Annotated in this window: 14 protein-coding genes; 7 read left to right on the plus strand and 7 right to left on the minus strand. The window is 64.0% G+C overall.

Features of this window, described 5'->3' with window-relative positions; translation table 11 throughout:
* The first annotated feature begins 25 nt into the window (after window positions 1-25).
* Both R4P70_RS25490 and R4P70_RS25495 read left to right on the plus strand, forming a co-directional pair.
* Window positions 26-634 carry a TetR/AcrR family transcriptional regulator gene (locus R4P70_RS25490; RefSeq protein WP_024487671.1) on the plus strand — a complete coding sequence of 203 codons (609 nt, stop codon included), beginning with the start codon at window positions 26-28 and terminating at the stop codon, window positions 632-634.
* A gap of 99 nt (window positions 635-733) precedes the next feature.
* Window positions 734-1,366 carry a hypothetical protein gene (locus tag R4P70_RS25495; protein ID WP_317832395.1) on the plus strand — a complete coding sequence of 211 codons (633 nt, stop codon included), beginning with the start codon at window positions 734-736 and terminating at the stop codon, window positions 1,364-1,366.
* Window positions 1,367-1,388: 22 nt separating this feature from the next.
* Here R4P70_RS25495 and R4P70_RS25500 read toward each other — a convergent pair whose 3' ends face one another.
* Window positions 1,389-2,060, minus strand: a complete 672-nt coding sequence (locus R4P70_RS25500; RefSeq protein WP_020968119.1) for an MspA family porin — start codon at window positions 2,058-2,060, stop codon at window positions 1,389-1,391.
* Between the two features lie 335 nt (window positions 2,061-2,395).
* Between R4P70_RS25500 and R4P70_RS25505 the strand changes: the two genes are divergently transcribed.
* The gene (locus tag R4P70_RS25505) at window positions 2,396-4,228 is read left to right on the plus strand and encodes a glycosyl transferase (protein ID WP_019746419.1); all 1,833 of its coding nucleotides are present in this window, start codon (window positions 2,396-2,398) and stop codon (window positions 4,226-4,228) included.
* A 9-nt stretch (window positions 4,229-4,237) separates the two neighbouring features.
* Here the strand turns inward: R4P70_RS25505 and map are convergent, their stop codons facing one another.
* Entirely contained in the window at window positions 4,238-5,002 is a 765-nt protein-coding gene (gene map, locus R4P70_RS25510; RefSeq protein ID WP_020905776.1) for a type I methionyl aminopeptidase, read from the minus strand.
* A gap of 49 nt (window positions 5,003-5,051) precedes the next feature.
* Between map and R4P70_RS25515 the strand changes: the two genes are divergently transcribed.
* The 3 genes from R4P70_RS25515 to R4P70_RS25525 all read left to right on the plus strand — a co-directional run bounded on the left by R4P70_RS25515 (window position 5,052) and on the right by R4P70_RS25525 (window position 12,037).
* Window positions 5,052-5,321, plus strand: a complete 270-nt coding sequence (locus tag R4P70_RS25515) for a helix-turn-helix domain-containing protein (RefSeq protein ID WP_003943854.1) — start codon at window positions 5,052-5,054, stop codon at window positions 5,319-5,321.
* An 82-nt stretch (window positions 5,322-5,403) separates the two neighbouring features.
* Window positions 5,404-8,661 carry an arabinosyltransferase domain-containing protein gene (locus R4P70_RS25520; RefSeq protein ID WP_256064849.1) on the plus strand — a complete coding sequence of 1,086 codons (3,258 nt, stop codon included), beginning with the start codon at window positions 5,404-5,406 and terminating at the stop codon, window positions 8,659-8,661.
* A 73-nt stretch (window positions 8,662-8,734) separates the two neighbouring features.
* A complete protein-coding gene (locus R4P70_RS25525) occupies window positions 8,735-12,037 on the plus strand; it encodes an arabinosyltransferase domain-containing protein (RefSeq protein ID WP_317832398.1) in 3,303 nt (1,100 codons plus the stop codon).
* Here the strand turns inward: R4P70_RS25525 and R4P70_RS25530 are convergent.
* Window positions 12,034-12,984 (minus strand): DMT family transporter, encoded by a 951-nt coding sequence (locus R4P70_RS25530; protein ID WP_046377742.1) that lies wholly within the window; start codon window positions 12,982-12,984, stop codon window positions 12,034-12,036. The two genes, R4P70_RS25525 and R4P70_RS25530, sit on opposite strands and share 4 nt — an antisense overlap.
* A 73-nt stretch (window positions 12,985-13,057) precedes the next feature.
* Between R4P70_RS25530 and R4P70_RS25535 the strand changes: the two genes are divergently transcribed.
* Window positions 13,058-13,969 carry a LysR family transcriptional regulator gene (locus tag R4P70_RS25535; RefSeq protein ID WP_317832402.1) on the plus strand — a complete coding sequence of 304 codons (912 nt, stop codon included), beginning with the start codon at window positions 13,058-13,060 and terminating at the stop codon, window positions 13,967-13,969.
* Here the strand turns inward: R4P70_RS25535 and R4P70_RS25540 are convergent.
* From R4P70_RS25540 to R4P70_RS25555, 4 genes are all read right to left on the minus strand, one after another.
* A complete protein-coding gene (locus R4P70_RS25540) occupies window positions 13,966-15,507 on the minus strand; it encodes an acyl-CoA carboxylase subunit beta (RefSeq protein WP_019746413.1) in 1,542 nt (513 codons plus the stop codon). The genes R4P70_RS25535 and R4P70_RS25540 overlap by 4 nt on opposite strands.
* A complete protein-coding gene (gene pks13, locus R4P70_RS25545) occupies window positions 15,504-20,447 on the minus strand; it encodes a polyketide synthase Pks13 (RefSeq protein WP_317832405.1) in 4,944 nt (1,647 codons plus the stop codon). The genes R4P70_RS25540 and pks13 overlap by 4 nt, the downstream gene beginning before the upstream one ends.
* A gap of 37 nt (window positions 20,448-20,484) precedes the next feature.
* Window positions 20,485-22,374 (minus strand): long-chain-fatty-acid--AMP ligase FadD32, encoded by a 1,890-nt coding sequence (gene fadD32, locus R4P70_RS25550; protein WP_003943899.1) that lies wholly within the window; start codon window positions 22,372-22,374, stop codon window positions 20,485-20,487.
* 182 nt (window positions 22,375-22,556) lie between these two features.
* Window positions 22,557-23,552, minus strand: a complete 996-nt coding sequence (locus R4P70_RS25555; RefSeq protein WP_019746410.1) for an LLM class F420-dependent oxidoreductase — start codon at window positions 23,550-23,552, stop codon at window positions 22,557-22,559.
* Between the last annotated feature and the right edge of the window lie 199 nt (window positions 23,553-23,751).

Below are 23,751 nucleotides of genomic sequence, written 5' to 3' on the forward strand. Positions count from 1 at the left end.
CCCGACGCACCCCTAACTTCATACCGTGACCCGAACCGATGCCCGAGCGGCAATGATCGATGCAGCCGAGCGTCTGGTTGCCGAACGAGGTCTGGCCGCTCTGACGCTTCGTGATGTTCAGACCGAAGCCGGACAGGCCAACAAATCGGCTGCGCAGTATCACTTCGGTTCACGTGAAGGTTTGCTGGCGGCCGTCGTCGAGTCCAGAATGCGACCTGCCGGTGAGCGTCGACGCGAGTTGCTCGACACGATCGATCTCGACGCGAATCCACCGACGATGCGTGCCCTCGTCGAGGCTCTCGTCCTGCCGTTGGCGGAACAGACCATCTACCGCGAGGGCACGTTGTACGCACGGTTCCTGGTGCAGTCGATCTTCGACCCGGCCATGTCGTCGACCATCCGTGATCACATGCAGGCCGAGAGTTTCCGCGAAGTTCAGCGGCGGATAGTCACTGCGTCCTCGTTGCCGGCAGAGATCGCCGAACTTCGGGCGGCAACTCTGACCGTGCTCGCCGTCGTCACTTTTGCCACGTGGGAGGGTCGCGTCGACAGCCGAGAACGTGCTCACGTGATTGTTGCCGACCTGATCGAAAGTTGCCTCGGAGCACTCTCGGCCCCGGCTGCGCAAATCTGACACGCTGTCCGGCGAGTTTGTTTCCGAAACTGCCGGGGTACTCAGCCCCTCCAAGCGCAGTCGAGCAAACGGCCGCATCAACCACCGGCGGGGTAGGTGATGACAGTGAGCGAACTCGTTACGCAAAGCCGCGAGCTTGTACCGCATCGTGCAGTTCTCGATTCCGCAGAACATGTTCTGGTCATTGCGCGCGGCAAACCGTTCGGGCGCGAGCAGGCCTTCCACGAAGTGTTGAGCGTCGCGATTCGCAATCGCATCGAAGTACTCACTCTGGCAAGGGCTCTCATCGACGTTTCCGAGTCCCGCGACTACCGCGCGATCCCGACCGACACCGCACACACCGTTGCGGTGCTCGAATGGGGTGAGCTACTCGAGATCCCGACCGAACACCACGAGAAGTCCAGAGCCGAATCGGCTGGAGACGCCGATGAAACGAACGACTTCGACGATCCGATCGAGCCGGAGTATCTGGTCGAGACCGACGTGGGAGGACGCGTCGTCTTCGTCGCCCTCGCGTTCACGATCGGCGGGATAGTCGGATTCTTCGCGCACGACTGGGCGCTTCTGCTTCAGATCACCGCCGTGTACCTCGTGTGGATCGCGGCACGGCTGGTCGCGAAACTCGTCAGTGTTTCCCGCAGTGCCCATTGGGCGGACGCCGAGCCTATTCGTGGCACCGATTCGACAACTCACAACGCGGAACGCTCCCACCACCACGCTGTTGCAGCGTGAGGGCGGGAGCGCCGGCACTGCACTACAACCGTTGCGGCACACCGTAAGTGACGACGGTATCGCCATTCGACGTGACAGCCTTCGCGTAGGGCCTGATGGTTACCGGCCCGATTGCTCCCTGTACGTATCCGTGAACTCCGGAGAGCCGGACGGCTGCTTCAGGTCCGTCGAATTCCTGGTCTTCGAGTAGCGCGACGTCGGTGATACCGCCCGGCGCCAGATCGACGTCCAGTTCCTGTGAAGGAATGATGTCGCCGCCGATGGCGAACCCGTTCGAAATGTCCAGGCCCAGTTCGAAGTCCGGAACCAGACCGATCCCGAGGTTGGTTCCACTCTCGACAGCCCAGTCGAGACCGGGACTGTTGAGAACGACCGTCGCGCCGGTCAACGCGATCGGGTAGCCGATTTGATAACCGATCGTCAGCTTCGTGCCGGTGAAACTTGCTGCGTCCGGCCCGTCGATCTTCACGCCGGCAACCCCGTCGTGGAAGAACTCGACGCTCAGCGGTGAGCTGTCGAGAGGCGGAAAGACGTGGATAGCGGTATCAGCCTGATAGACCTCTATCCGATTTCCTTTGACGTCGGTGATCGAACTGGTGTTGTCGACGCCTGCCGACGCCGTCCCACCCCCCAGGACAACGGCCAGTAAGGCCACTGCTCCCACTGCGCTACTGCGAACTGCTGTCTTCGACATGCACAAGCACCATCCCATCCGGTATAGGCCCCGGACGTAGGTTCCAACTCTTCGTCGAGGATGGGATTCGTCGGGGCTGCCTGAACAAACGCGAGCAAGATCCTTGTTGCGATACCCCGGTCACGAACCCGTCAAACGATGCACGAAAACATTACTTTCCGGACAAGTCGGGTGGCCCGGTTTGTCCCGTCGACTGCGCCCGCTCGCGGACGCGAACCGTTTTGTTCGTTACTCTGACGGAGGAAGTTATCGAATCGAGACCTAAATAGGCCACCCCGAACTTCTGAGAACTGCCACTTCAGGGATGGGCGCCAGAACCGAAAGGCACCGACTGCATGACCGAGACCTTGCCCGACGTCCAACTGCTCGAAGAAGCACGTCCAGGGCGAGTCCGTTCAGCAGTGCGGCGCTCGGTCGTCCAGCGCGGGCGTCTTGTCGACCTCGCGATCATGGCGACGTTCACCGTTGCGGCGATCTACGTGATGTCGAACCTGTGGAGCGATCTGCAGTCCGGCTATCTGTTCAACGCGGGCCGCGACCAGGCCATGTGGGAATGGTTCTTCGCCGATACCGCTCACGCCCTCGCCCAGTTCCGCAGCCCGCTGTTCAGTGACCTGCAGAATTACCCGCTCGGCGTGAACCTGATGGCCAATACCGCGATGTTCGGCATCAGCATCCCGTTGGCCCCGATCACGCTGATCTTCGGACCGACAGCCACGTATGCGATCGGGCTGACCGCCGGCCTCGGCGGCACCGCCATCGCTTGGTACTGGGCATTCTCGCGGCACGTACTGACCGGTGTCTCCGTCCGCTCCAAGATCGCCGCCGCCGTCGGAGCGGGGTTCTGCGGATTCGCGCCCGCCATGATCTCGCACGCCAACGGTCATCCGAACTTCGTGGCTTTCTTCGTACTCCCCTTCATCTTCTTGCAGGTAGTACGCATCTCGAACGGCAAGCGTCCGGTTCGCGACGGAATCGTTCTCGGCCTACTCGTCGCGTGGCAGATCTTCCTCGGCGAAGAGCCGCTCCTCATCTTCACGATGTCAGCCATGGTGTTCGGCGCCGCCTATGCACTACCTGACCTGGCCAAGTCGCGCCAGGCGATCAAGCGCGCGATGCCCGGTCTCGTGATCGGCGGCGCGGTCACACTCCTGATCACCGCGGTGCCGCTGTGGTCGCAGTTCTTCGGCCCTGCGAGCTACGACGGCGTCTCACACGGTCAGGCAGGCAACGACACCGCTGCACTCACCACGTTCCCGACCGAATCGGTTGCGGGTGATCCCGAGGGCGCGGAGTTCCGAATGAACCCGACCGAGGAGAATGCGTACTTCGGATGGCCGTTGGTGCTCCTGCTTCTCGGTGCAACGGTGTGGCTGTGGCGCATCCGTCTGACCCGCGCTGCCGCCGCCGTGATCGTGGTGATGGGTGTGCTCTCGCTCGGTTCCGAACTGACCATCGACGGTGACAAGACCGGCATCACCCTGCCGTGGAAACTCCTCGCCGACTTGCCGTTGTTCGAATCGGTGCTCGAATCCCGATTCGCGATGGGCGCGATTCCGGCGATCGGGCTGCTGCTCACCCTCGGCACCTACCGCGCTTTTGTCGAACTTCGTGGACCGCGCCGCACGGCAGCCGGTGTCTGGCTGGTGGCGCTCGCCGTCGCGATGATTCCCCTCATCCCGACCCCCATCGACGCCGATCAGCGATCTGCGACGCCCGAATTCATCACCAGCGGCTCGTGGGAGAACTACGTCAGCGACGGCACCCTGGTGACGGTCCCTGTCGCGAGCGCCGAAGACGCCCGCGCACTGAGCTGGCAGGTCGACGCCGACTTCGGCTTCCCCATCGCCGGCGGGTACTTCGTCGGCCCGGATTCGAAGACCCGCGCCGGGATCTACGGCGCCGAGTCACGGCCCACCTCGACCCTGCTGGTCAATGCCAAACAAACGGGCAAGGTCCCGTTGATCGACGTGGGCACCAGAGCGAACGCACTGACCGACCTGCGGTACTGGCACGCCGACGTACTGGTGCTTCCCCGATTCTCCGGCGACGACGCCCTGCGCCACACGGTCGACGAACTGGTCGGCTTCGACGCCAAGCGCGTCGACGACGTGTGGGTGTGGGACGTACGAGACCTCGTGAGCGGCAAGACCTCCAACCAGAGCTGAGCGGGTTGATCAGCGGGTCATGATCACCGGACCGTCTTCGGTGATCGCGACAGTGTGCTCGCTGTGCGCAGCCCTGGCGCCCGAAACGGTGCGAAGGGTCCACCCGTCGGCGTCGTGCCGGTAGTCGTCGGTTCCGTCGGCGATGAGCATCGGTTCGATGGCGATGACCAGGCCGGGCCGTAGCCGGAAGCCTTTGCCTGCTCGGCCTTCGTTGGGCACGTCCGGGCCTTCGTGCATCTCGCGGCCGATGCCGTGCCCACCGTGATCGGCGAGCATTCCGTATCCGAGGCCGCGCGCGTACTGTCCGATCGCGGCACCGATGTCGCCCAATCGGTTTCCGGGCTGGGCGGCGGCAATGCCACGGGCTAGTGCCTCATCGGTCGCGTCGATCAGTGCCTGATCCTCACTACTTCCCTGTCCGACGGTGAAGCTGATGGCAGAATCGCCGCACCAGCCGTCGAGTCTCGCACCGCAGTCGATACTGACCAGGTCACCGTCACGGAGTCGGTACCCATTCGGGATACCGTGCACCACAGCATCGTTCACACTGATGCAGGCGACGCCGGGAAAGGGTATCGGCGCCGTCGCCGGCCGATAATTCAAGAACAGCGCCGAGGCGCCGGCAGCCGAAATGACCTCCGCGGCAACGGCGTCCAATTCGAGCAACGTCACTCCGACGCTTGCCGCCTCACGCGCCGCAGCCAGCGCCTGCGCGGTGATTCTCCCCGCCGCCGCCATCGCGTCGATTTCCCCTGCGGTCTTGATTTCGACCATCTCGAACACCTTCCTTGTCGAATAACTATACCGGTATTACTATAAGCACATGGTGCGCGTGCCGCTGACGGCGGAAGAACTCGAACGAGGACTAAGACTGGGTGAACTCCTGCGATCGGCGCGGGGGGACCGAAGCATGGTTCAGGTAGCGCTCGACGCCGGTATCTCCGTCGAAACGCTGCGCAAGATCGAAACCGGACGCATCGCGACACCCGCCTTCTTCACCATCAGCGCGGTCGCGGAAGTGTTGGGTATTTCACTCGACACCATCGCCCGAACACTTGAAACACCACAATCCGAACAGGAAGTTGCATCCTGAGTAGTTCTCTCAGGATGTGTGGGCCCGCACTCGCCTAACATCGTTCCTTGTGCCGTCTGAAGTAGTAGTGCCCCCGAAACCCGTGCCCACTGGCCCCGAAGCTCCCCGAGAATCGGATTCCCAGAGAGTCCGGACGGCACGACTCATCGCGATAGTCACCGGCCTTCTTGGCCTGCTTCTTGCACTCGCGACGCCGTTCCTGCCCGTCAAGCAGGAAGCCGCGAGCATCGACTGGCCGCAGGGTGGGACCGTCAACAGCGTCTCGTCGCCGCTGATCTCCTACTCGCCCACATCGCTGGACATCAGCATTCCCTGTTCCACCCTCGGCCAGTTGGGCGGCAGCGGCGGCACACTGCTCTCGACCATGCCGAACGGTGCGCCGGACCGAAACGCCCGCGGCCTCACCGTCCGCACCACTGCCGACCGCCTGGAAGCACTCACTCGCGATTCGGTGCTGATCTCGGCTCCGCTCGATCAACTGAGCGGGTGCACGGCGATCACCATCACGACCAACTCCGAGCAGACCGTCGCGGCGGTCACCGGAATCGACGGCGTCGGCACCACCCTGACCGGTGACTACCGCCCACAGGTTGTCGGCATCTTCACCGACCTGCAGGGCGCAGCGCCCGCCGGACTGTCCGCCCACATGGACGTCGACTCGCGGTTCTCGTCCAGCCCCACACTTCTCAAACTGTTCGCGATGATCGTCGCCGCACTCTCGACCGTCGTCTCGCTGTACGCACTGCACCGGATCGACGGCGTCGACGGCCGTCGTGCCCGGCGGTTCCTTCCGGCACGGTGGTGGAAGTTCACCGGCATCGACGCCCTGGTGATCGGCACGCTGGCGCTCTGGCATGTGTTCGGCGCCAACACTTCCGACGACGGTTATCTGCTCGGCATGGCCAGAGTCTCGGAGCACTCCGGGTACATGGCGAACTACTTCCGTTGGTTCGGCGTCCCCGAAGCGCCGTTCGGTTGGTACTACGACGTGCTGGCGCTGTTCGCGAAGGTCAGCACCGCGAGCATGTGGATGCGCCTGCCCGCGTTGATCGCCGGCATTCTGTGCTGGATGGTCATCAGCCGCGAGGTGATACCGCGACTCGGTGTTGCGGTGCGCCGCAACAAGGTTGCCATCTGGACGGGCGGGCTCGTGTTCCTGGCCTTCTGGTTGCCGTACAACAACGGCCTGCGTCCCGAACCCATCATTGCCCTCGGCGCCCTGCTCACGTGGTGCTCCATCGAACGCGCCATCGCCACCGGACGTCTGTTGCCCGCCGCGATGGCCGTGCTGATCGCCGCATTCTCGTTGGCCGCCGGACCTTCGGGGCTGATCGCCATCGGCGCGTTGATCGCCGGAGCCAGGCCGATCCTGCAGATCCTGATCGCCCGCGGCAAACGCGTCGGCTTCCTGTCCCAGGTCATGCCGATCCTCGCAGCCGGAACCGTGGTTCTTGTCGCAGTCTTCGCAGATCAAACCCTCGCGACAGTTCTCGAATCGACCCGGGTGCGAACCGCCGTCGGGCCGAACGTTCCGTGGTTCGAGGAGCGGTTGCGGTGGGACGCACTGATGACCATCTCCCCCGACGGCTCACTGGCCCGCCGCTTCGGCATGTTCGTCATGATCGTCGGACTCGTCTTCTGCGTCATGATGATCCTGCGCAAGGGCCGGATCCCCGGCACCGCGATCGGGCCCTCGCGCCGAATCCTCGGCATCGTGTTCGCGTCGCTGCTCCTGATGCAGTTCACCCCCACCAAGTGGACTCACCACTTCGGTGTGTACGCCGGTCTGGCCGCTACGGTTGCCGTGCTCGCCGCCGTCGGCGTGAGTGCGTCGAGCATGCGTTCCAAACGAAACCGCGCGCTGTTCGCCGCGGGCATCCTGTTCATCCTCGCTGTGGCGTTCACCAGCTCCAACGGCTGGTGGTATGTCTCGAGTTACGGCGTGCCGTGGTGGGACAAGCCGCCGTCAATCGCCGGCAAGGGATTCTCGACGGGTTTCCTCGGCCTCACGATCCTCGCCCTGCTGCTGGCAGCCTGGTACCACGTCATGGAGCCGCGCGAGCGAAACGGCACAGAAGACAGCGTCAAGAAGACAAGGCGACTTCGCCTTCTCGCCCCGTCACCGTTGACCATCGCGGCCGGAGCCGTCGTGCTCTTCGAGGTGCTGTCCCTACTCAAGGGAGCGGTCGCTCAGTACCCCGCGTACTCGATCGGCAAGTCCAACATCGAATCCGTCTTCGGCGGAAGCTGCGGTCTCGCGGGTGAGGTACTCGTGGAGTCCGATCCCAACACCGGCGTCCTGCAATTGGTGGACAGGCCCACCGACCTCGCCGGCGCCGGAGCTTTCGGTGCAAGCGAATCGACCGGATTCTCGCCGGACGGAGTCGCCGGCGACCTCACCGCAGACGCCGAGGACTCGACGGCGGGCAGTGCAAACAGCCTCGACACCACGACCTCTCAGTCCGGCACCACCAGCACGCCCGGAACCGGATCCGGAACCGCTGGCGGCTCGCAGTCGACCTCGGGCGTCAACGGCAGCAACGTCGCGCTCCCGTTCGGGCTCGACCCCGCAAAAACGCCGGTGCTCGGTAGTTACGGAGCGCCCCAGAACGCGTCGCTGACCACAGGTTGGTACTCACTGCCCGAGCGCAACGACGCCGCACCGCTCCTCACGGTCGCCGCGGCCGGACGAATCCGCTACGTCAACTCCGACGGCATCGTCACCCCCGGCGCGGTCTTGCAGGTCGAGTACGGCAAGAAGCAGGCCGACGGAAGCGTCGACGCGCTGGGACGAGTCGATCCGATCGACATCGGCCCGTCGCCGTCGTGGCGCAACCTGCGCGTTCCGATGGATCAACTGCCCGCCGACGCCGACACCGTGCGTCTGGTGGCCAGTGACACCGACATCAGTGCCGACCAATGGCTGGCGGTGACACCGCCGCGAGTGCCGACCATGCGCACGCTGCAGGACGTCGTCGGATCCACCGATCCGGTGCTGATGGACTGGGCCGTCGGTCTCGCCTTCCCGTGTCAACGCCCGGTCGATCATCTGTACGGCGTCGCCGAGATCCCCGAGTGGCGCATTCTGCCCGACCGCATCGGCGCGGAGTCCACCAACGCCTGGCAGGACCACTACGGCGGCGGACCGCTCGGTTGGACCAGCGAACTGCTCTCGGCCAGGGCATTGCCCACCTATCTGGACAACGACTGGGATCGTGACTGGGGTTCGCTCGAGCAGTACACACCGCTCGATCCGGACGCAGTTCCCGCGCAAATGAACGTCACCACCGAGACCCGGTCGGGCACCTGGACACCGGGCCCGATTCGTTACCAGTCGTAACTGTTACGCGTGGACCTACCAACCACCCGGTCACGGTAGGTCCACGCTCAGCCCTGACATACCATCGGTAGCCGTGCCCGACGCCGTGACAGCTTCACCCCAGACTTCGAGTTCGCCGCCTCCTGCTGGTCAGGATGCCCGCGAGCGTTTCCATCGCACTCGATGGGTTGCGATCATCGCCGGCTTGCTCGGCTTCGTACTCGCACTGGCAACTCCTCTGCTTCCTGTCGTGCAGACGACGGCGACGGTCAACTGGCCACAGAGCGGCGTGATCGGCGACGTCGAGGCACCGCTGATGGCGCAGGTTCCCATCGACGTCAACGCGTCGATCCCCTGCACCGCGGTCAGCTCACTCCCCGAGGGCGGCGGCATCCTGATGTCGACGGCACCTGCTCAGGGCGACGGTGCCGCGCTCTCGTCGATGTTCGTCCGCGTGTCCGCTACCAGCGTCGACGTGCTCGATCGCAACGTCGTCGTCGCTTCGGCAGCGCGCGAGGACGTCGAGTCGAGTCGCTGCGGCGCCATCGCGTTCAGCTCTGACGTCAACCGGACCTCGGCAGAGTTCGTCGGCCTGACCTATCCCGACGGCAACCCGATTCGTGGCCAGCTCGACGGCGACTTCCGCCCGCAGGTGGTCGGCGTCTTCAGCGACCTGCCCGACGGCGCTGCCCCCGAGGGCCTCGGCTTCTCGATGACGATCGACTCACGTTTCTCGTCGAGCCCCAGCGTCCTGAAGCTGGTCGCGATGATCGTGGCAGTGCTCTCGACCATCGTCGCGCTGGTCGCCCTGGCTCGCCTCGACGGCACCGACGGCCGCAAGCACCGACGTTTCCTGCCCGAACGCTGGTGGAAGTTCTCCGGTATCGACGGAGTTGTGGTCGGCACGCTGGTCGTCTGGCACTTCATCGGCGCGAACACCGCCGACGACGGTTATCTCCTGACCATGGCCCGAGTCTCGCCGGACGCGGGATACATGGCCAACTACTTCCGTTGGTTCGGCGTTCCCGAGGCCCCGTTCGGCTGGTACTACGAAGTCCTGGCCGTGATGGCGAAGATCTCGACGGCGAGCCCGTTCATGCGTCTGCCCGCTCTGCTCGCCGGAATCCTCTGCTGGATGGTGATCAGCCGCGAGGTCGTCCCGCGTCTCGGCCGGGCGGTTCGCCGGAGCAACGTCGCCCTGTGGACCGGCGGTCTGGTATTCCTGTCCTTCTGGTTGGCGTACAACAACGGTCTTCGCCCCGAGCCCATCGTGGCTCTCGGCGCACTGCTCACCTGGTGCTCCATCGAGCGCGCCATCGCCACCGGACGTCTGCTGCCGGCGGCCACGGCAATCTTGATCGGCGCCTTCACTCTTGCCGCCGCACCCACCGGATTGATGTGTATCGCAGCCCTTCTCGCCGGTGTGCGCCCGTTGGTGCGCATCGTCGTCAAGCGTCACCGACTGGTCGGCACACTGCCGCTTCTCGCTCCGATCGCCGCTGCCGGAACCATCGTGCTGGTGGTCATCTTCGCCGACCAGACCTTTGCCGGCGTCATGGAAGCCACGCGCGTCCGAACGATCATCGGCCCCAATCTCGAGTGGTACCAAGACTTCCTGCGCTACTACTACCTCTTCGTCCAGACGGTCGACGGCTCGGTTGCCCGACGCTTCGCGTTCTTGACGATGATCCTGTGCCTCTTCACGACGCTCTTCGTGTTGTTGCGCCGCGGCCGCGTCCCCGGCGCGGCAACCGGTCCGTCGTGGCGCCTGGTCGGCGTCGTCTTCGGCACGATGTTCCTGATGATGTTCAACCCCACCAAGTGGACTCACCACTTCGGTGCGTACGCGGGCATCGCCGGTTCTCTCGCCGCGCTGACCGCCGTGGCAGTGTCCGCGTCTGCCCTGCGCTCGCGTCGCAACCGATCGGTGTTCGTGGCCGGGCTGCTCCTGATGCTCGCGTTGACGTTCGCCGGCATCAACGGCTACTGGTACGTCTCGAGTTACGGCGTTCCGTGGTTCGACAAGACCATCTCCTACGACGGCCGTGAATCCAACACACTGTTCCTCGCGCTCTTTGCTCTCGCCTTGGCCTTTGCCGCCTGGCAGTACCTGCGTGAGGGATTTGCAGCCCCGCCCGAGAAGCCGAACACGGCCAAGGGCAGACGAATTCGCAAGTTCGCGGCTGCTCCGCTCACCGTGATCGCCGGTCTGATGGTCCTGTTCGAGGTGCTCTCACTACTCAAGGGCGCTGTGTCGCAGTACCCGGCGTACTCGCTGGGCCGAAGCAACATCGAGGCACTCGCGGGCAAGACCTGCGGCATGGCCGAGGACGTTCTGGTCGAGACCGACGTCAATTCCGGAAATCTGCGGCCTCTGCCCGCTCCCGGATTCAACGCCGAGGATCCGTTGTCCGGAGTCGATTCGAAGGGCTTCTCCCCCAATGGGGTTCCCAGCGATCTGACTGCGGATTACATCGAAGTCAAGCAGGGCATGGGCAATACCGACAGCCAGAGTGTCGGCCCCACCTTCGCCACCGGTTCCGGCGCCGGAACCAGCGGCGGCACCGGTAACCTCGGCGTCAACGGCAGCACGGCCAAGCTCCCCTTCGGCCTCGATCCGTCGAAGACGCCGGTCATGGGCAGCTACCAGCCCGGCGTGCAGGAGCCTGCTTCCCTCATCTCGAGTTGGTACGGATTGCCCACTCGCAGTGAAGAATCACCGCTGGTGGTCATGTCCGTAGCGGGCCGCGTGTGGTCCGTCGACAACACCGGTGCGATCACGTACGGCCAGTCGCTTCTGGTCGAGTACGGCAAGACTCAGCCCGACGGGACCGTGCAGGTTCAGGGTTCGTACATGCCGCGAGACATCGGCCCGGCGCCGTCGTGGCGCAACGTCCGTATCCCGATCGACGAACTCGCGCCAGATGCCGATGCCGTTCGGGTGGTCGCGTTCGATCCCAACCTCACGGGCGATCAGTGGATGGCATTCACGCCGCCGCGCGTGCCCAAGCTCGAGTCCCTGGACTCGTACATCGGCAGCGAGCAGCCGGTCCTCCTGGACTGGGCTGTCGGCCTTCAGTTCCCGTGCCAACGTCCGTTCACACATCAGAACGGTGTGGCCGAGATGCCGAACTTCCGCATCCTCCCGGACCGTCCTCTGGCCGTCAGCTCCACCGATACCTGGCAGTCCGCGGACAACGGTGGACCGCTCGGATTCACCGAGGTCCTCGCCGGTGCTACGACGGTTCCGACGTACCTGAAGGACGACTGGGCACGGGACTGGGGATCACTCGAGCGCTACGACCGGTACTTCCCGAATGCTGTTCCGGCAGAGGTGGAGACGGGCACCGCAACCCGCTCGGGCATGTGGATGCCCGGCGAGATGCGAGTGCACTAGCCTGCGCTACCTACTCGGGTGACTGCTCGGGTGCGACGTACGGAGACGGCCGAGACCGCTCCGACAACGACGACGCACCCGAGTAGTTGCCCAACGCCTGGCCGTTCGCCGAGCAGCACAACCGCCAGCAGCACGGCGAGGACCGGTTGCATGAGCAGGAGCGTCGCGCCCACCTCGGCGGGAAGCCGAGGGAGCGAGTGCCCCATCAGCATCCAGCCGAACACCTGGCCGACCAGCGCCAGTGCCGCGAGCCACCCGAACGCTTCCCAACCCGGGACGAAATCGATCCGGCCCCACAGTGATCCGATGACGGAGCCGGCGATGCCCGCGGACGTCGTCGAGATCAACACCTGGCTCGCGGCTCGATCCGCCTCGCCCGTACGGCCGACCACGAAGATGTAACCGCCGTACGCGATTCCGGAGACGAGCGAGAGCGCCGTTCCCCACAGCAGTTCGTCGCCGGTTCCCCCGCCCCCGAACACGCCGCCCGCCAAGGCGATTCCCGTGAACATGAACGGTAGGGCGAAGACGAAGCGCATCGGCACCCGATTGCCGAACACCAACCAGGACAGTGCGGGCACCACGATCACCTGCACGTTCACGACGACGCTCGCCATACCCGCGCCGATCATCAGAATCGACTGCGACCACAACGCAAAATCCAGTCCGAGCAACAGACCGCCGAGCACCTGCAGAACGACTGCCCGCCGGCTCGGCTTGCCCACCCGGCGGAACTCTCGCCACGCCAACCACAACAGCGGCGGCAAGGCCAGGAAGCAACGGAAGAAGACGGCCGTCGAGGGCCCGACATCAGCCAGCTTGATGAGGAGCGAACTGATCGAGATCGCGGCTGCGCCTCCGACGACCAGCAATCGAGGGTCGATGCGCCCCCGAGGAGTTCGGGTGGGTGTCGGTGTCTGCGCGGTCGCGGAGGTCAGAGTGGTCACTCGACAATGTTCCTGCCGCTAACTATTCAGCACAAGCAAATGTTCAGACCGTATATTCGGTAGCATTGCTACTGTGTTGAATCTCGAAAGACTCCGCGCCCTGCACGCCGTCGCCGAGAACGGATCAGTGGCGGCTGCCGCCCGCACCTTGCATGTCACACCGTCCGGGATTTCGCAGCAGTTGAACAAACTCGAGCGCGAGGTCGGTGTTCCGCTCCTCGAACCGCAGGGCCGCGGTGTACGACTCACCGAAGCGGGCCGGATCCTCGCGCGCCGAACCGCAGAGGTTCTCTCGACGCTCGCCCAGGCCGAGGCGGAAATCGCGTCGCTGCAGAGCGAGGTGACGGGCCGCGTACGCATCGGGGCCCTGGTCTCCCCCAGCAGGACGGTGCTGCCGCGAGCCATCGCCGAGATCAGGCACGCGCACCCCCAGCTCGAAATCACCTTCAACGAAGGCGAATCCGAAGAACTGCTCCCCGCACTGATTCGCCGCGACCTCGACGTCGTGGTGGTCGACAGTTGGAGCACTCTGCCCGTCGAACTTCCCGACGGACTCTCCTTCACACCCGTGTACGACGACGTGGCGCTGCTCGCTCTCCCCGCGTCACATCCGCTGGCGGAGAACAAGGTCGTCGCACTGAGCGAGCTGTCCGAGCATGCCTGGGCGACGTGGACCCGGGGAACGGATTTTCACACCTTCACCGTCAGGACCCTGCGCGCGCAGGGGTTCGACCCACGAATCGAGTACGAGGTCGCCGAGTTTCCCACCCAGGTCGAATTCGTCGCTCAGGGCCTCGCCGTCGCATTGATTCCACGCCTGGCGAGAGTTGCACCGCCGGAAGGTGTTCGAATGCTCGACACGATTCCGCCGCTCGGCCGGGACATCTACCTCGCCTGGCGGACCGACAGCGAAAGACCTGCCGTCCTGGCGGCGATAGAAGCGCTACGCCGCCAGTTCGACGCCCTCGGTGACAAGAAGAATTAGAGCGGCATCAAGTTGTGCTTGCGCGGGTTCTTGAAGATCGTCTTGTCCTTGAGCAACTTCAGAGCCTTGCGGATTTCGAGACGCGTCTGCGAAGGCTCGATCACCGCGTCGATGTATCCGCGCTCAGCCGCGATGTACGGCGTCGCGACGAACTCGTTGTAGAAGTTGATCAACTGAGCACGCACCGCGGGTGCGTTCTCGCCGGCCTCGGCGAGCTGACGACGTCCCATGATGTTGACGGCACCCTCGGCGCCCATCACGGCGATACGAGCGGTCGGCCACGCGAGGTTGATGTCGGCACCGAGCTGCTTGCAACCCATGACGGCATAACCGCCGCCGTACGCCTTACGAACCACCACCGTCACCTTCGGCACAGTGGCTTCGATGTACGCGAACAGGAAACGCCCGCCACGCTTGATGACACCGACCTTTTCCTGATCGACGCCGGGAAGAAAGCCTGGTGTGTCGACGACAAAAACGAGCGGGATGCTGAAAGCGTCGCACAGGCGCACAAAATGGGCAGCCTTGTCGGAGCTGTCCGCATCGAGGGCGCCACTGAGGTACGTGGGCTGGTTGGCCACGACACCGACGGGCAGGCCGTCGACGCGGGAGAACCCGGTGATCACGTTGTGCGCGACCTGGGCTCCGATTTCGTGGAAGGTTCCGTCGTCGAAGATCCGCAGAATGATGTCGTGCATGTCGTAGCCGGCATTGTCGGCATCCGGCATGAAGGCGTTGAGTTCGAGATCCGACTCGGTGATCTCGGGTTCGAGACCCGGGTTGATCAACGGCGCCTTCTCCGTGCACGAGGACGGCATGAAGCTCAGGTACTCACGCACCCAGTCGAATGCAGCCTTCTCGTCGGGAGCGACGTGATGGATGTTTCCGTACTCCGCCTGCTTGCGCGCCCCGCCCAGATCCTCGAGGCTGACCTCTTCGCCGGTGACCGACTTGATGACGTCGGGTCCGGTGACGAACATGTACGACTCTTCGGTCGCGACCACGACGTCGGTGTTGATCGGTGCGTACACGGCACCGCCGGCGCACTTACCGAGGATGACCGAGATCTGCGGGCAGACGCCGGACAAGGGCTCCTGACGTGAACCCATGTTGGCGTACCAGGCCAATGAGGAAACGGCATCCTGGATTCGAGCTCCACCGGAATCGTTGATACCGACGACCGGGCAGCCCACCTTCAGTGCAAAATCGTTGACGGCGGCGACCTTACGGCCGAACATCTCTCCGGCGGCACCGCCGAACACAGTCTGATCGTGCGCGAACACGGCAACCGGACGCCCGTCGACAGTTCCGTGACCGGTCATGACGCCGTCGCTGTACGGGTTGTCCTCGCCCGCCATCTTCACCAGGGCGCCGACCTCGACGAAGCTACCGGGATCGAGCAACATGTCGATGCGCTGGCGCGGCGTACTGTGCCCTGCTGCATCGCGCTTCGCAATGGCCCGAGCCGAGCCGGGTTCCTTTGCCTTCTCCAACTTTTCGCGGAGTTCAGCGAGCTTCTCCGCGGTGGTTGTCGTCACTTCTGAACTCCGGTTTCCGCTGCTTTGGTCTGAGCTGTCTCGATCTGGGCCAGCTTGGTGGTGAGGTCTGCCGCAACCTTCGCGATGTACGGCTCGTCGACGATCTGCAGGTGGTCCCCGCCGATGTAGACGACCTCGAGGTTCTTCACGTAGTCACCCCAACCACCATCTGCCTTGCGGGTCTTGAATGCGGGCTCGAGCGTCATCAACTCGTCGTGGTACTTGTCGGCCATGTAGAGCACGACGTCGCCGTCGTAGCTGCTGAACTCGGCCGTCTGGATGGCGCGGTTGTCCAACCACGACGTCCGCTGATGCTCGATGATGCCGCCGGGAATCTTGGCGCCGCTCATCTTGATCATGTCCATCAAGATCTGGATCTGATCCTCGTCCGCTTCGGTGGAGGCCAGAACGTCAAGCGGCAGCGGAACATCCAGGTTGTAGGTGCGCTTGGCGAACTTGCCGTAGCGCTCCCAACGCTTGCGTCGTTCCGCCTCGGTGTCCGGCACGACCTCGCCGGCCATGACGGTGTCGAGCAGTCCGACCACACGCACGTCGGCGCCCTGCTCACGCAGCAACTTCGCGACCGCATACGACATCACGCCGCCGAACGACCAGCCACACAGCACGTACGGTCCGTCGCCCTGGATCTCACGCAGCAGCGGAACGTAAGCAGCAGCACGGGTTTCGATCGAGCCCTCGACCCGCTCGAACCCGTACATCGGCGTGCCGGCGGGCAGGCGCTTGAGCAAAGGCTCGTACGTCACCGTCGAACCACCGGCAGCATGGAAGACGAATACCGGTACGGCAGTGGAACCTTCGGGACGGGCACGCAGAGTGCGTACGAGTCCGTCGATCTTGCCGTCGTCCTCGAGGTACTGGCGCACGACGTCCGCAAGCTCTTCGATGGTGGTGGAATCGAGAACGTCGTCGAGAGTGATCTCGCCGCCCGCACGCTCGGACAGCCGAGCAGCAAGCTTCTCGGCGACCTCGTCACCGACGATCGGCAGATCGTTGAAAATACCCTTGGCGGACTTCCCGGTGACGACGGCCCACGTCGCAAACGTCAAGCGCTCGGCCGCATCTCGCGGCGGAACGTCGGAGCCGGCATCGTCGGCAGTTCCGGCTCGAGAAGGATCGGAAGGCGCAGCAGCAACCGGAGCAGTCGCCGGCAGTTCCACCGACTCCTCAGCGGGAGCAGCGTCCTCGTCAGCCGCATCGGCTGCCAACTTCTCGGCAGCCTGCTTGTCGGCCATCGCCTGAACCTCTTCGCGATTGTCGATCGCGTAGCGCAGGTACTTGTTGACCTCGTTGAGGCTCGCGTCCTTGACTGCCTGGAGCTGGAGCTGCGGAATGTCGAACTCGTACTCGACGCGGTTCTTGATACGCATCGCCATGAGCGAATCGAGACCCAGTTCGATGAGCGGAACCTCAGCCGGAAGATCTTCCGGCGAGTACCCCATCGACTCGGCCACAACGATCTTGAGGCGATCGTCGAGGCTCTGCGAACCGTTCGGATCCCACTTGTCTCCGGCGTCTTCGACGACCTCGGCCAGGGTTTCCATCGGCGCACTGGTCTTGACCGGCGCGCTAATGACCAGCTCGGGCAGCGGCTCACCGGACGTGACGACGGCATCGAACAGCAAACGGAACGTAGCGCCCTCACGAGCATGCACCTGCACCGACGCTCCACCCGGATGCGGGTTGAGGGTTGTCGTCAGGGTCGCAGCGCCGGCCAGCTCACCGTGCGGAACGGCAGCGGTGAGAGCGACATCCGAGAGCACCTGTCCGGCAGCAGCGCTCACGAGCACAGCCAGATCAGTGACGGCGGATGCGTCGACCTCCCACACGTGGCGGCCGTCGGGCAGAGCGACGTGCGAACCGGGTACGCGAGCCGAACCGCCGGCACTGACGCGAATGTCGAGCCAGTACGGCTTACGCAGGAATGCAGTACGCGGAACCAAGGCGAAATCGCCTGCAGGAAGCAAGGACTCGAGGTTCACAGCATGGCCGTGCACGTACAGCTGCGCGAGAGCGGCAAGCACACCCGCGGACTCGTCTTCCTTACGCTTGAGCGTCTGGATGAGTTCCATGTCGTGCAGGCCCGAATCGAAAGCGGTAGCCGCCACCGACATCAGCGTCACCGGGTTGGGTGCAAGCTCGACAAAAGTGGTGTGGCCGTGGGCAACTGCACCGCGTACCGCATTGGTGAAGTACACGCTGTGGCGAAGACCCTTGACCCAGTACGCCTCTTGATGGATCGGCTCGTGACCGGGACGGTAGAAAGTGTCCTTGTCGACGGACGAGTAGACGCCGAGCTTCAACGTGGTCGGCTCGATACCGGCCAACTCCGCGGCAAGCTCGCCGAGCAACGGATCGACCTGTGAGGTGTGGCTGGCACCCTTGGTCTGCAGGACACGCGCCATCTTGCCGTCCGCCTCGGCGGCCGCGACGATCGCCTCGATGTCCGGCTGCGGTCCACCGATCACCGTGTGCGTCGGAGCTGCGTAAACGCAGACCTCGAGCTTGGGATACGTGGGCAGCAGCGCCTCGATCTCGGATGCGCTGTACTCGAGCAGTGCCATCAGACGGATGTCGTCACCGACGAGTGCGCCCTCGGCCTCACCCATCAGCCGTGAACGTGAACAGATCACGCGCACAGCGTCTTCCAGGTTCAGACCACCGGACACGTATGCGGCAGCGGCCTCACCCATCGAGTGCGGAACCACGGCTTCGGCCTCAGCGCCGTGGTGACGCAGCAATGCGGCCAGACCGACCTGGATGGTGAAGATTCCCACCTGTGCGGTCTCGACGTTGTACTCGATCGAATCGTCGAGGAACATCTCGACCATCGAGTAGCCGGCCTCGTCCTGGATCAGCGCATCGACCTCGTCGACGGCTGCCTTGAAAGCCGCGTTCTCCGTGTAGAGCTGCTTGGCCATCTTGCGGTGCTGCGAGCCGAAGCCCGAGAACACCCACACCGCGCCCTTGGGCGACGGCGAGTCGGCCGAGAAGACTCCTTGAGCCGGCTTGCCTGCGGCGACGGCGCGCAGCGAGCTGATGGCCTCGGACCGCGTCTTCGCCAGAACAGCGGCGCGCGAGCGTCCGTGGTTGCGACGCGCGAGTGTGCGGGCAACGTCGGCGAGGGGCGTCTTGCTTCCCTCTTCGGTTTCGAGCCAGTCGGCCAGATCTGCAGCTGCGCGGCGACGACGCGAAGGCAGCGCACCGGACACAGCCAGCACAACGGTGCTCTCGTCCTCTGCTGCCGGTTCGTCAACTACCGGGGCATCCACGACTGGTTCATCGACTGCCACGTCGGCGGGCACGTATTCCTTGACCACGACGTGCGCGTTGGTTCCGCCGAAACCGAAACCGGAAACGCCGGCGACGGCCTTGCCGGTGTAACGCGGCCAGTCGGTGGCCTCGGGCGTCACCTGCAGGTGCGCCTTCTCGAAGTCGATGTGCGAGTTCGGGCCCAGGTAGTTGATCGTCGCGGGAATCTTGTTTTCCTGCATCGCCAGAACGACCTTGATCAGGCCGGCGGCGCCCGCAGCTGCTTCCAGGTGCCCGAAGTTGGTCTTCGCACTACCGAGCAGAGCCGGCTTGTCGTCGTCACGGCCACGACCGACGACACGGCTGAGCGCGTCGGCCTCGATGGGATCACCGAGATCGGTACCCGTTCCGTGCGCCTCGATGTAGTCGACTGTGGTCGGCAAGATTCCGGCGTCGCGGTACGCGAAACGCAACACGTCGGCCTGGGCGTCCGGGTTGGGCGCGAGCAGACCGTTGGAACGGCCGTCCTGGTTGACCGCGGATCCGGCGATCACCGCGAGGATGGAATCGCCGTCACGCTCGGCGTCTTCGAGACGCTTGAGCACGACGAGTCCGCCACCCTCACTGCGAACGATGCCCTGAGCGTGTGCGGAAAATGCACGCAGTTTTCCGTCGGGAGCGAGCATCCCGGTCTGATCGAAACCGAGGGTTCCGGGAGGGGCCAGCAGCATGTTGACGCCACCGGCCAGCGCGATGTTGGAATCACCACTGCGCAGCGAACGCACAGCCTCGTGAACGGCAACCAGCGAAGACGAGCACGCGGTGTCCAGAGCGATGGACGGTCCACGGAAGTCGAAGAAGTACGAAACCCGGTTCGCGACGATGGCCGTCGACGTTCCGGTCAGTGCGTACGGGTGCGCCGTCGTCGGATCACTGACCGCGAGCAACTGGTAATCGTTGGCGGAACTGCCGATGAAAACACCGACCTGCTTGCCCTTGAGCCCGCTGGCCGGAATGCGCGCGTGCTCGAGCGCTTCCCACGCGAGTTCCAGGGCGAGGCGCTGCTGCGGATCGACGTTGACGACCTCGAGCGGAGACATCGCGAAGAACTCGGCGTCGAAGCCCTTGACGTCGTCGAGGTACCCGCCCTTGGTGTTGGCGTTCTCGACCGCGGCCTTGATGGCGGGATCCGACATGAACTCGGCCCAGCGGTCCTCGGGGAGGTCGCTGATGCCGTCGCGTCCGGCCGCCAGCATTTCCCACATGTCCGAAGGCGTGTGCCCGGCACCGGGGAATCGTGTGGACAGTCCGACGATGGCGATGTCGTGGGCGTCCGTCGTGGCGCCTGAGACGTAGTACGACGCGTCGACGGTCTCCTCCGGCGCCTCGGGCTCACCTTCGATGATCCGAGTAGCCAGCGAGGCGATGGTGGGGTGTTGGTAGACGATCGTGGCGGTCAGCGTGACACCGAGCAGATCCTCGATGTCTCCGCTCAGAGCAACTGCGTCCCGCGAGGCGAGTCCGAACTCGTCCAGCGGCCGGTCGTCCACAATCGTCGACACCGGCTGACCGGTCGCGTCGGCGATCCAGTTGCGAAGCCACTCACGCAACTGCGCGACACTCATCTCGCTCACAACGTCTTTGCTCTGCACACCATCTTGTTCAACCATCAACTCACCAAGCCACCGATCATGAAGGGACTGCTCCTCAAACGCTATCGGGGAATGCGGTCTGCTGATAGCCGCCTCGCAACGTTCCCTCGATATAACTCGCCTTACACGCGCGGCGAGCGATCTTGCCGCTTGACGTACGCGGAATCGAACCCGCGGGGACGAGCAGGATGTCTCGGGCCGTAACACCGTGACGGGAAGAAATCGCCGCACGCACGGTGTCCGCGATCGGCTGCGGATCGGCCTTGCCTGCGCCGGGAGCACGCTCGGCCACGATGACCAACTGCTCCGAGGAATCGTCGTCGTCGAACTTCAGACCCGAGTGCGTGTTGGAGAACACGACAGAAGGCAGCTGGTTGGCCGGGACGGCAAACGCAGCGATGAAGCCGGGGCGCAGGGCGGGGCTGGCTTCCTGAGCCGAAGCCTCGAGGTCCTGCGGGTAATGATTGCGACCGTCGACGATCACGAGGTCCTTGACGCGGCCGGTGATGTACAGCTCGCCGTCGACGTAGACGCCGAAGTCGCCGGTACGCATCCAGTTGGCATCCGCCGGCGTGCCCTCGGTGTGGCTGTCTTCACTCAACCGATTGTCCAGCTTGTTGTGGAAGGTCTCCGCCGTCTCGTCGGGGCGACCCCAGTAGCCGATGCCGATGTTCTCGCCGTGCAACCAGATCTCGCCGACGTGATTGTCGGGGACCTCGGTCAGAGTTTCGGGATCGACGATCGCCGCCCACTGACTGCGCGAGACGTACCCACAGGAGACCTGTGCGATGGCGTTCTCGGAGTACTGGTCGACGATGACCATGCGGCCCTTGTTGAGTTCCGTGCGGTCGACGTAGATGACCTTGGCCTCGTCGGAATGCTTGGTCGAGGAGACGAAGAGCGTCGCTTCGGCCATGCCGTACGACGGCTTGATCGCAGTCTTGGGCAGACCGTACTGAGCAAAAGCGTCGTTGAACTTGCGCATCGACGACGTCGTGACCGGCTCACTGCCGTTGATCAGGCCGATGACGTTGCTCAGGTCCAGGGTCTCGCCGTCCTTCGGCAGGCCGCGCGCGGCAGCGTGCTCGAAAGCGAAGTTGGGAGCGGCGGCAAAGGTGCCTGCGCCGTCGGAAACCGCAGCCAGTTCCTTGATCCACCGGTACGGCCGCTGCACGAAAGCGCGCGGGCTCATGATGGTGATGTACTTGCCGCCCAGAGCAGGCAGGATGACCGTCAGCAGGCCCATGTCGTGGAACAGCGGCAGCCACGTGACGCCGCGTGAGTCCTCGTTGAGTTCGATGGAGTCGACCATCTGGAGCGCGTTCGTTCCGACAGCGCGGTGGGTGATCTCCACGCCGGCGGGAACTCGGGTCGAACCGGAGGTGTACTGCAGGTACGCGATGTCGTCGAGCTCGATGTCGGGACGAACCCACGTTTCACCGACGGTGTCGGGAATCGCGTCGACGGCGATGATGCGCGGACGCTCGGCAGCGGGAAGCGAGCGGAACAACTGACGAACACCGGCAGCCGACGAAGCGGCAGTCAGAATCGCAGTCGGCTTGCAGTCACCGAGAACAGCGTGAAGACGGTCGGTATGACCAGGCTCGTCCGGATCGAAGAGCGGCACCGCGATGGAACCTGCCTGAATGGCGGCAAAGAACGAAATGACGTAGTCGAGCCCCTGCGGCGCAAGAATCGCGACACGGTCGCCACGCTTGGTGACCTGCTGCAAACGGGCTGCAACAGCGCGCAGACGCACACCGAACTGCTCCCAGGTCAGCTCCAGGGCTTCACCGTCACGCTCGCGTGAGTAATCGATGTACCGATACGCGAGCTCGTCCGCGTTGACACGCGAGTGTTGCTCGACGTAGTCGACCAGCGTGAAGCCTGGTTGCAGGCGGATCTGGCCCTTCTCGTCGAGAAAGCCATCGAACAGCGCGTTCATTCCATCTCCTCCGAAGCGATCACACAAGCACTGTCTTTCATGCCTGCGCCCCAGACTTCCTTCGCTCTCTCGGGTCCATCTTCGATCAATCGAATCGCACTTTGTGCGCAACTCACCTGAATCACTTCATCGATCCCAAACCATCGATATGTTACAGATTCGCATCGTCCGTATTCTCCGGCCTACTCGCCCGCCAGTAACGGGATGATCGGGGCGAACGCTTCCATCTGCGTCGGGAAGACCCCGACGTACGACATCGACGTCTTCTCGCGGACCAGTCGAATCTGGTCTGCGATTTCCTCGAAAGTGCCCACAGCCAGGTATGGAGAGTTCAGCAACTCCTCCACGCTCAGCTTACGATCCACTTCGATGTTCGGCGGAAAACCTTGGTCCAGAGCGGCGATTGCCATCTCGGCAGCCTGCTCTCGATCGTCGGTGATCATGATCATGGTGATGGTCCAGTTGAGTTCGATCTCATCGAAACGCTCGCCGGCAGCTTCGCGGATCCGCTCGACACGTTCGATGGTCTTTTCCATCGTGATTCCGGAGAGCAGAAGCCGCCCGTCACGGTTGGTCGGTGTGGCGACCGAGATGATGTCCGCGTACTTCGCGGCGAGAGCGAGCATCTTCGGTCCGCCGCCACCGACGATGATCGGCGGCCGCGGGCCCTGCCGCGGTCGCGGGCTGCCCTTGAGGCCACGCACCTGATAGTGCTTGCCTTCGAAAGTGCATTCCTGCCCGCGCAGCAGTGTGTCGAGAATCTGCAGAGACTCCTCGAGTTTCTCGATGCGAACGCCGGGGCTTTCGTATGCGATGCCGCCCTTGTCGAACTCTTCCTTCATCCAGCCTGCGCCGATACCGAGTTCGAGTCGGCCACCGGACAGCACGTCGATAGTCGCCGCGTCCTTCGCGAGCACAGCAGGATGACGGAAGCCGTTGGCCAACACGGCAGTGCCCAGACGGATCTTGTCCGTGGCCACTGCGAGCGCTCCCAGAGCGGCGATCGGTCCGACCTGATTACCCAGGTGGTCCGGAATCATGAACGAGTCGTAGCCGAGTTCCTCGGCCTTCTGCGCAAGCTTGACGAAACGTCGCGCACCACCCTCTTCGGCGTTGCCCTCGCCACCGGCCGCAAACCGGAATTTGCGTAGGGCATCGCTGCCGTGGGTGGAACTCATATAGCGATTCTCCTGTGATGGACACGTACGTCGTACTCGGACTTCGAAACCGGACAAATCGAACCTACTCGCCAGTCACTTACGTGACAGCACTGTAGAGGACGCCCCCGGACCGTGCAGCACTCTACCGGGACCAAACGAGCAGATTACCCGCGAGCGAACTCCCGAGACGCCCGATTGTGACGAATCAACAGTGCGG

Origin of the sequence: Rhodococcus sp. IEGM 1241 (genome assembly GCF_033142365.1) — a bacterium.
In the GTDB taxonomy this organism is placed as follows: domain Bacteria; phylum Actinomycetota; class Actinomycetes; order Mycobacteriales; family Mycobacteriaceae; genus Rhodococcus_F; species Rhodococcus_F erythropolis.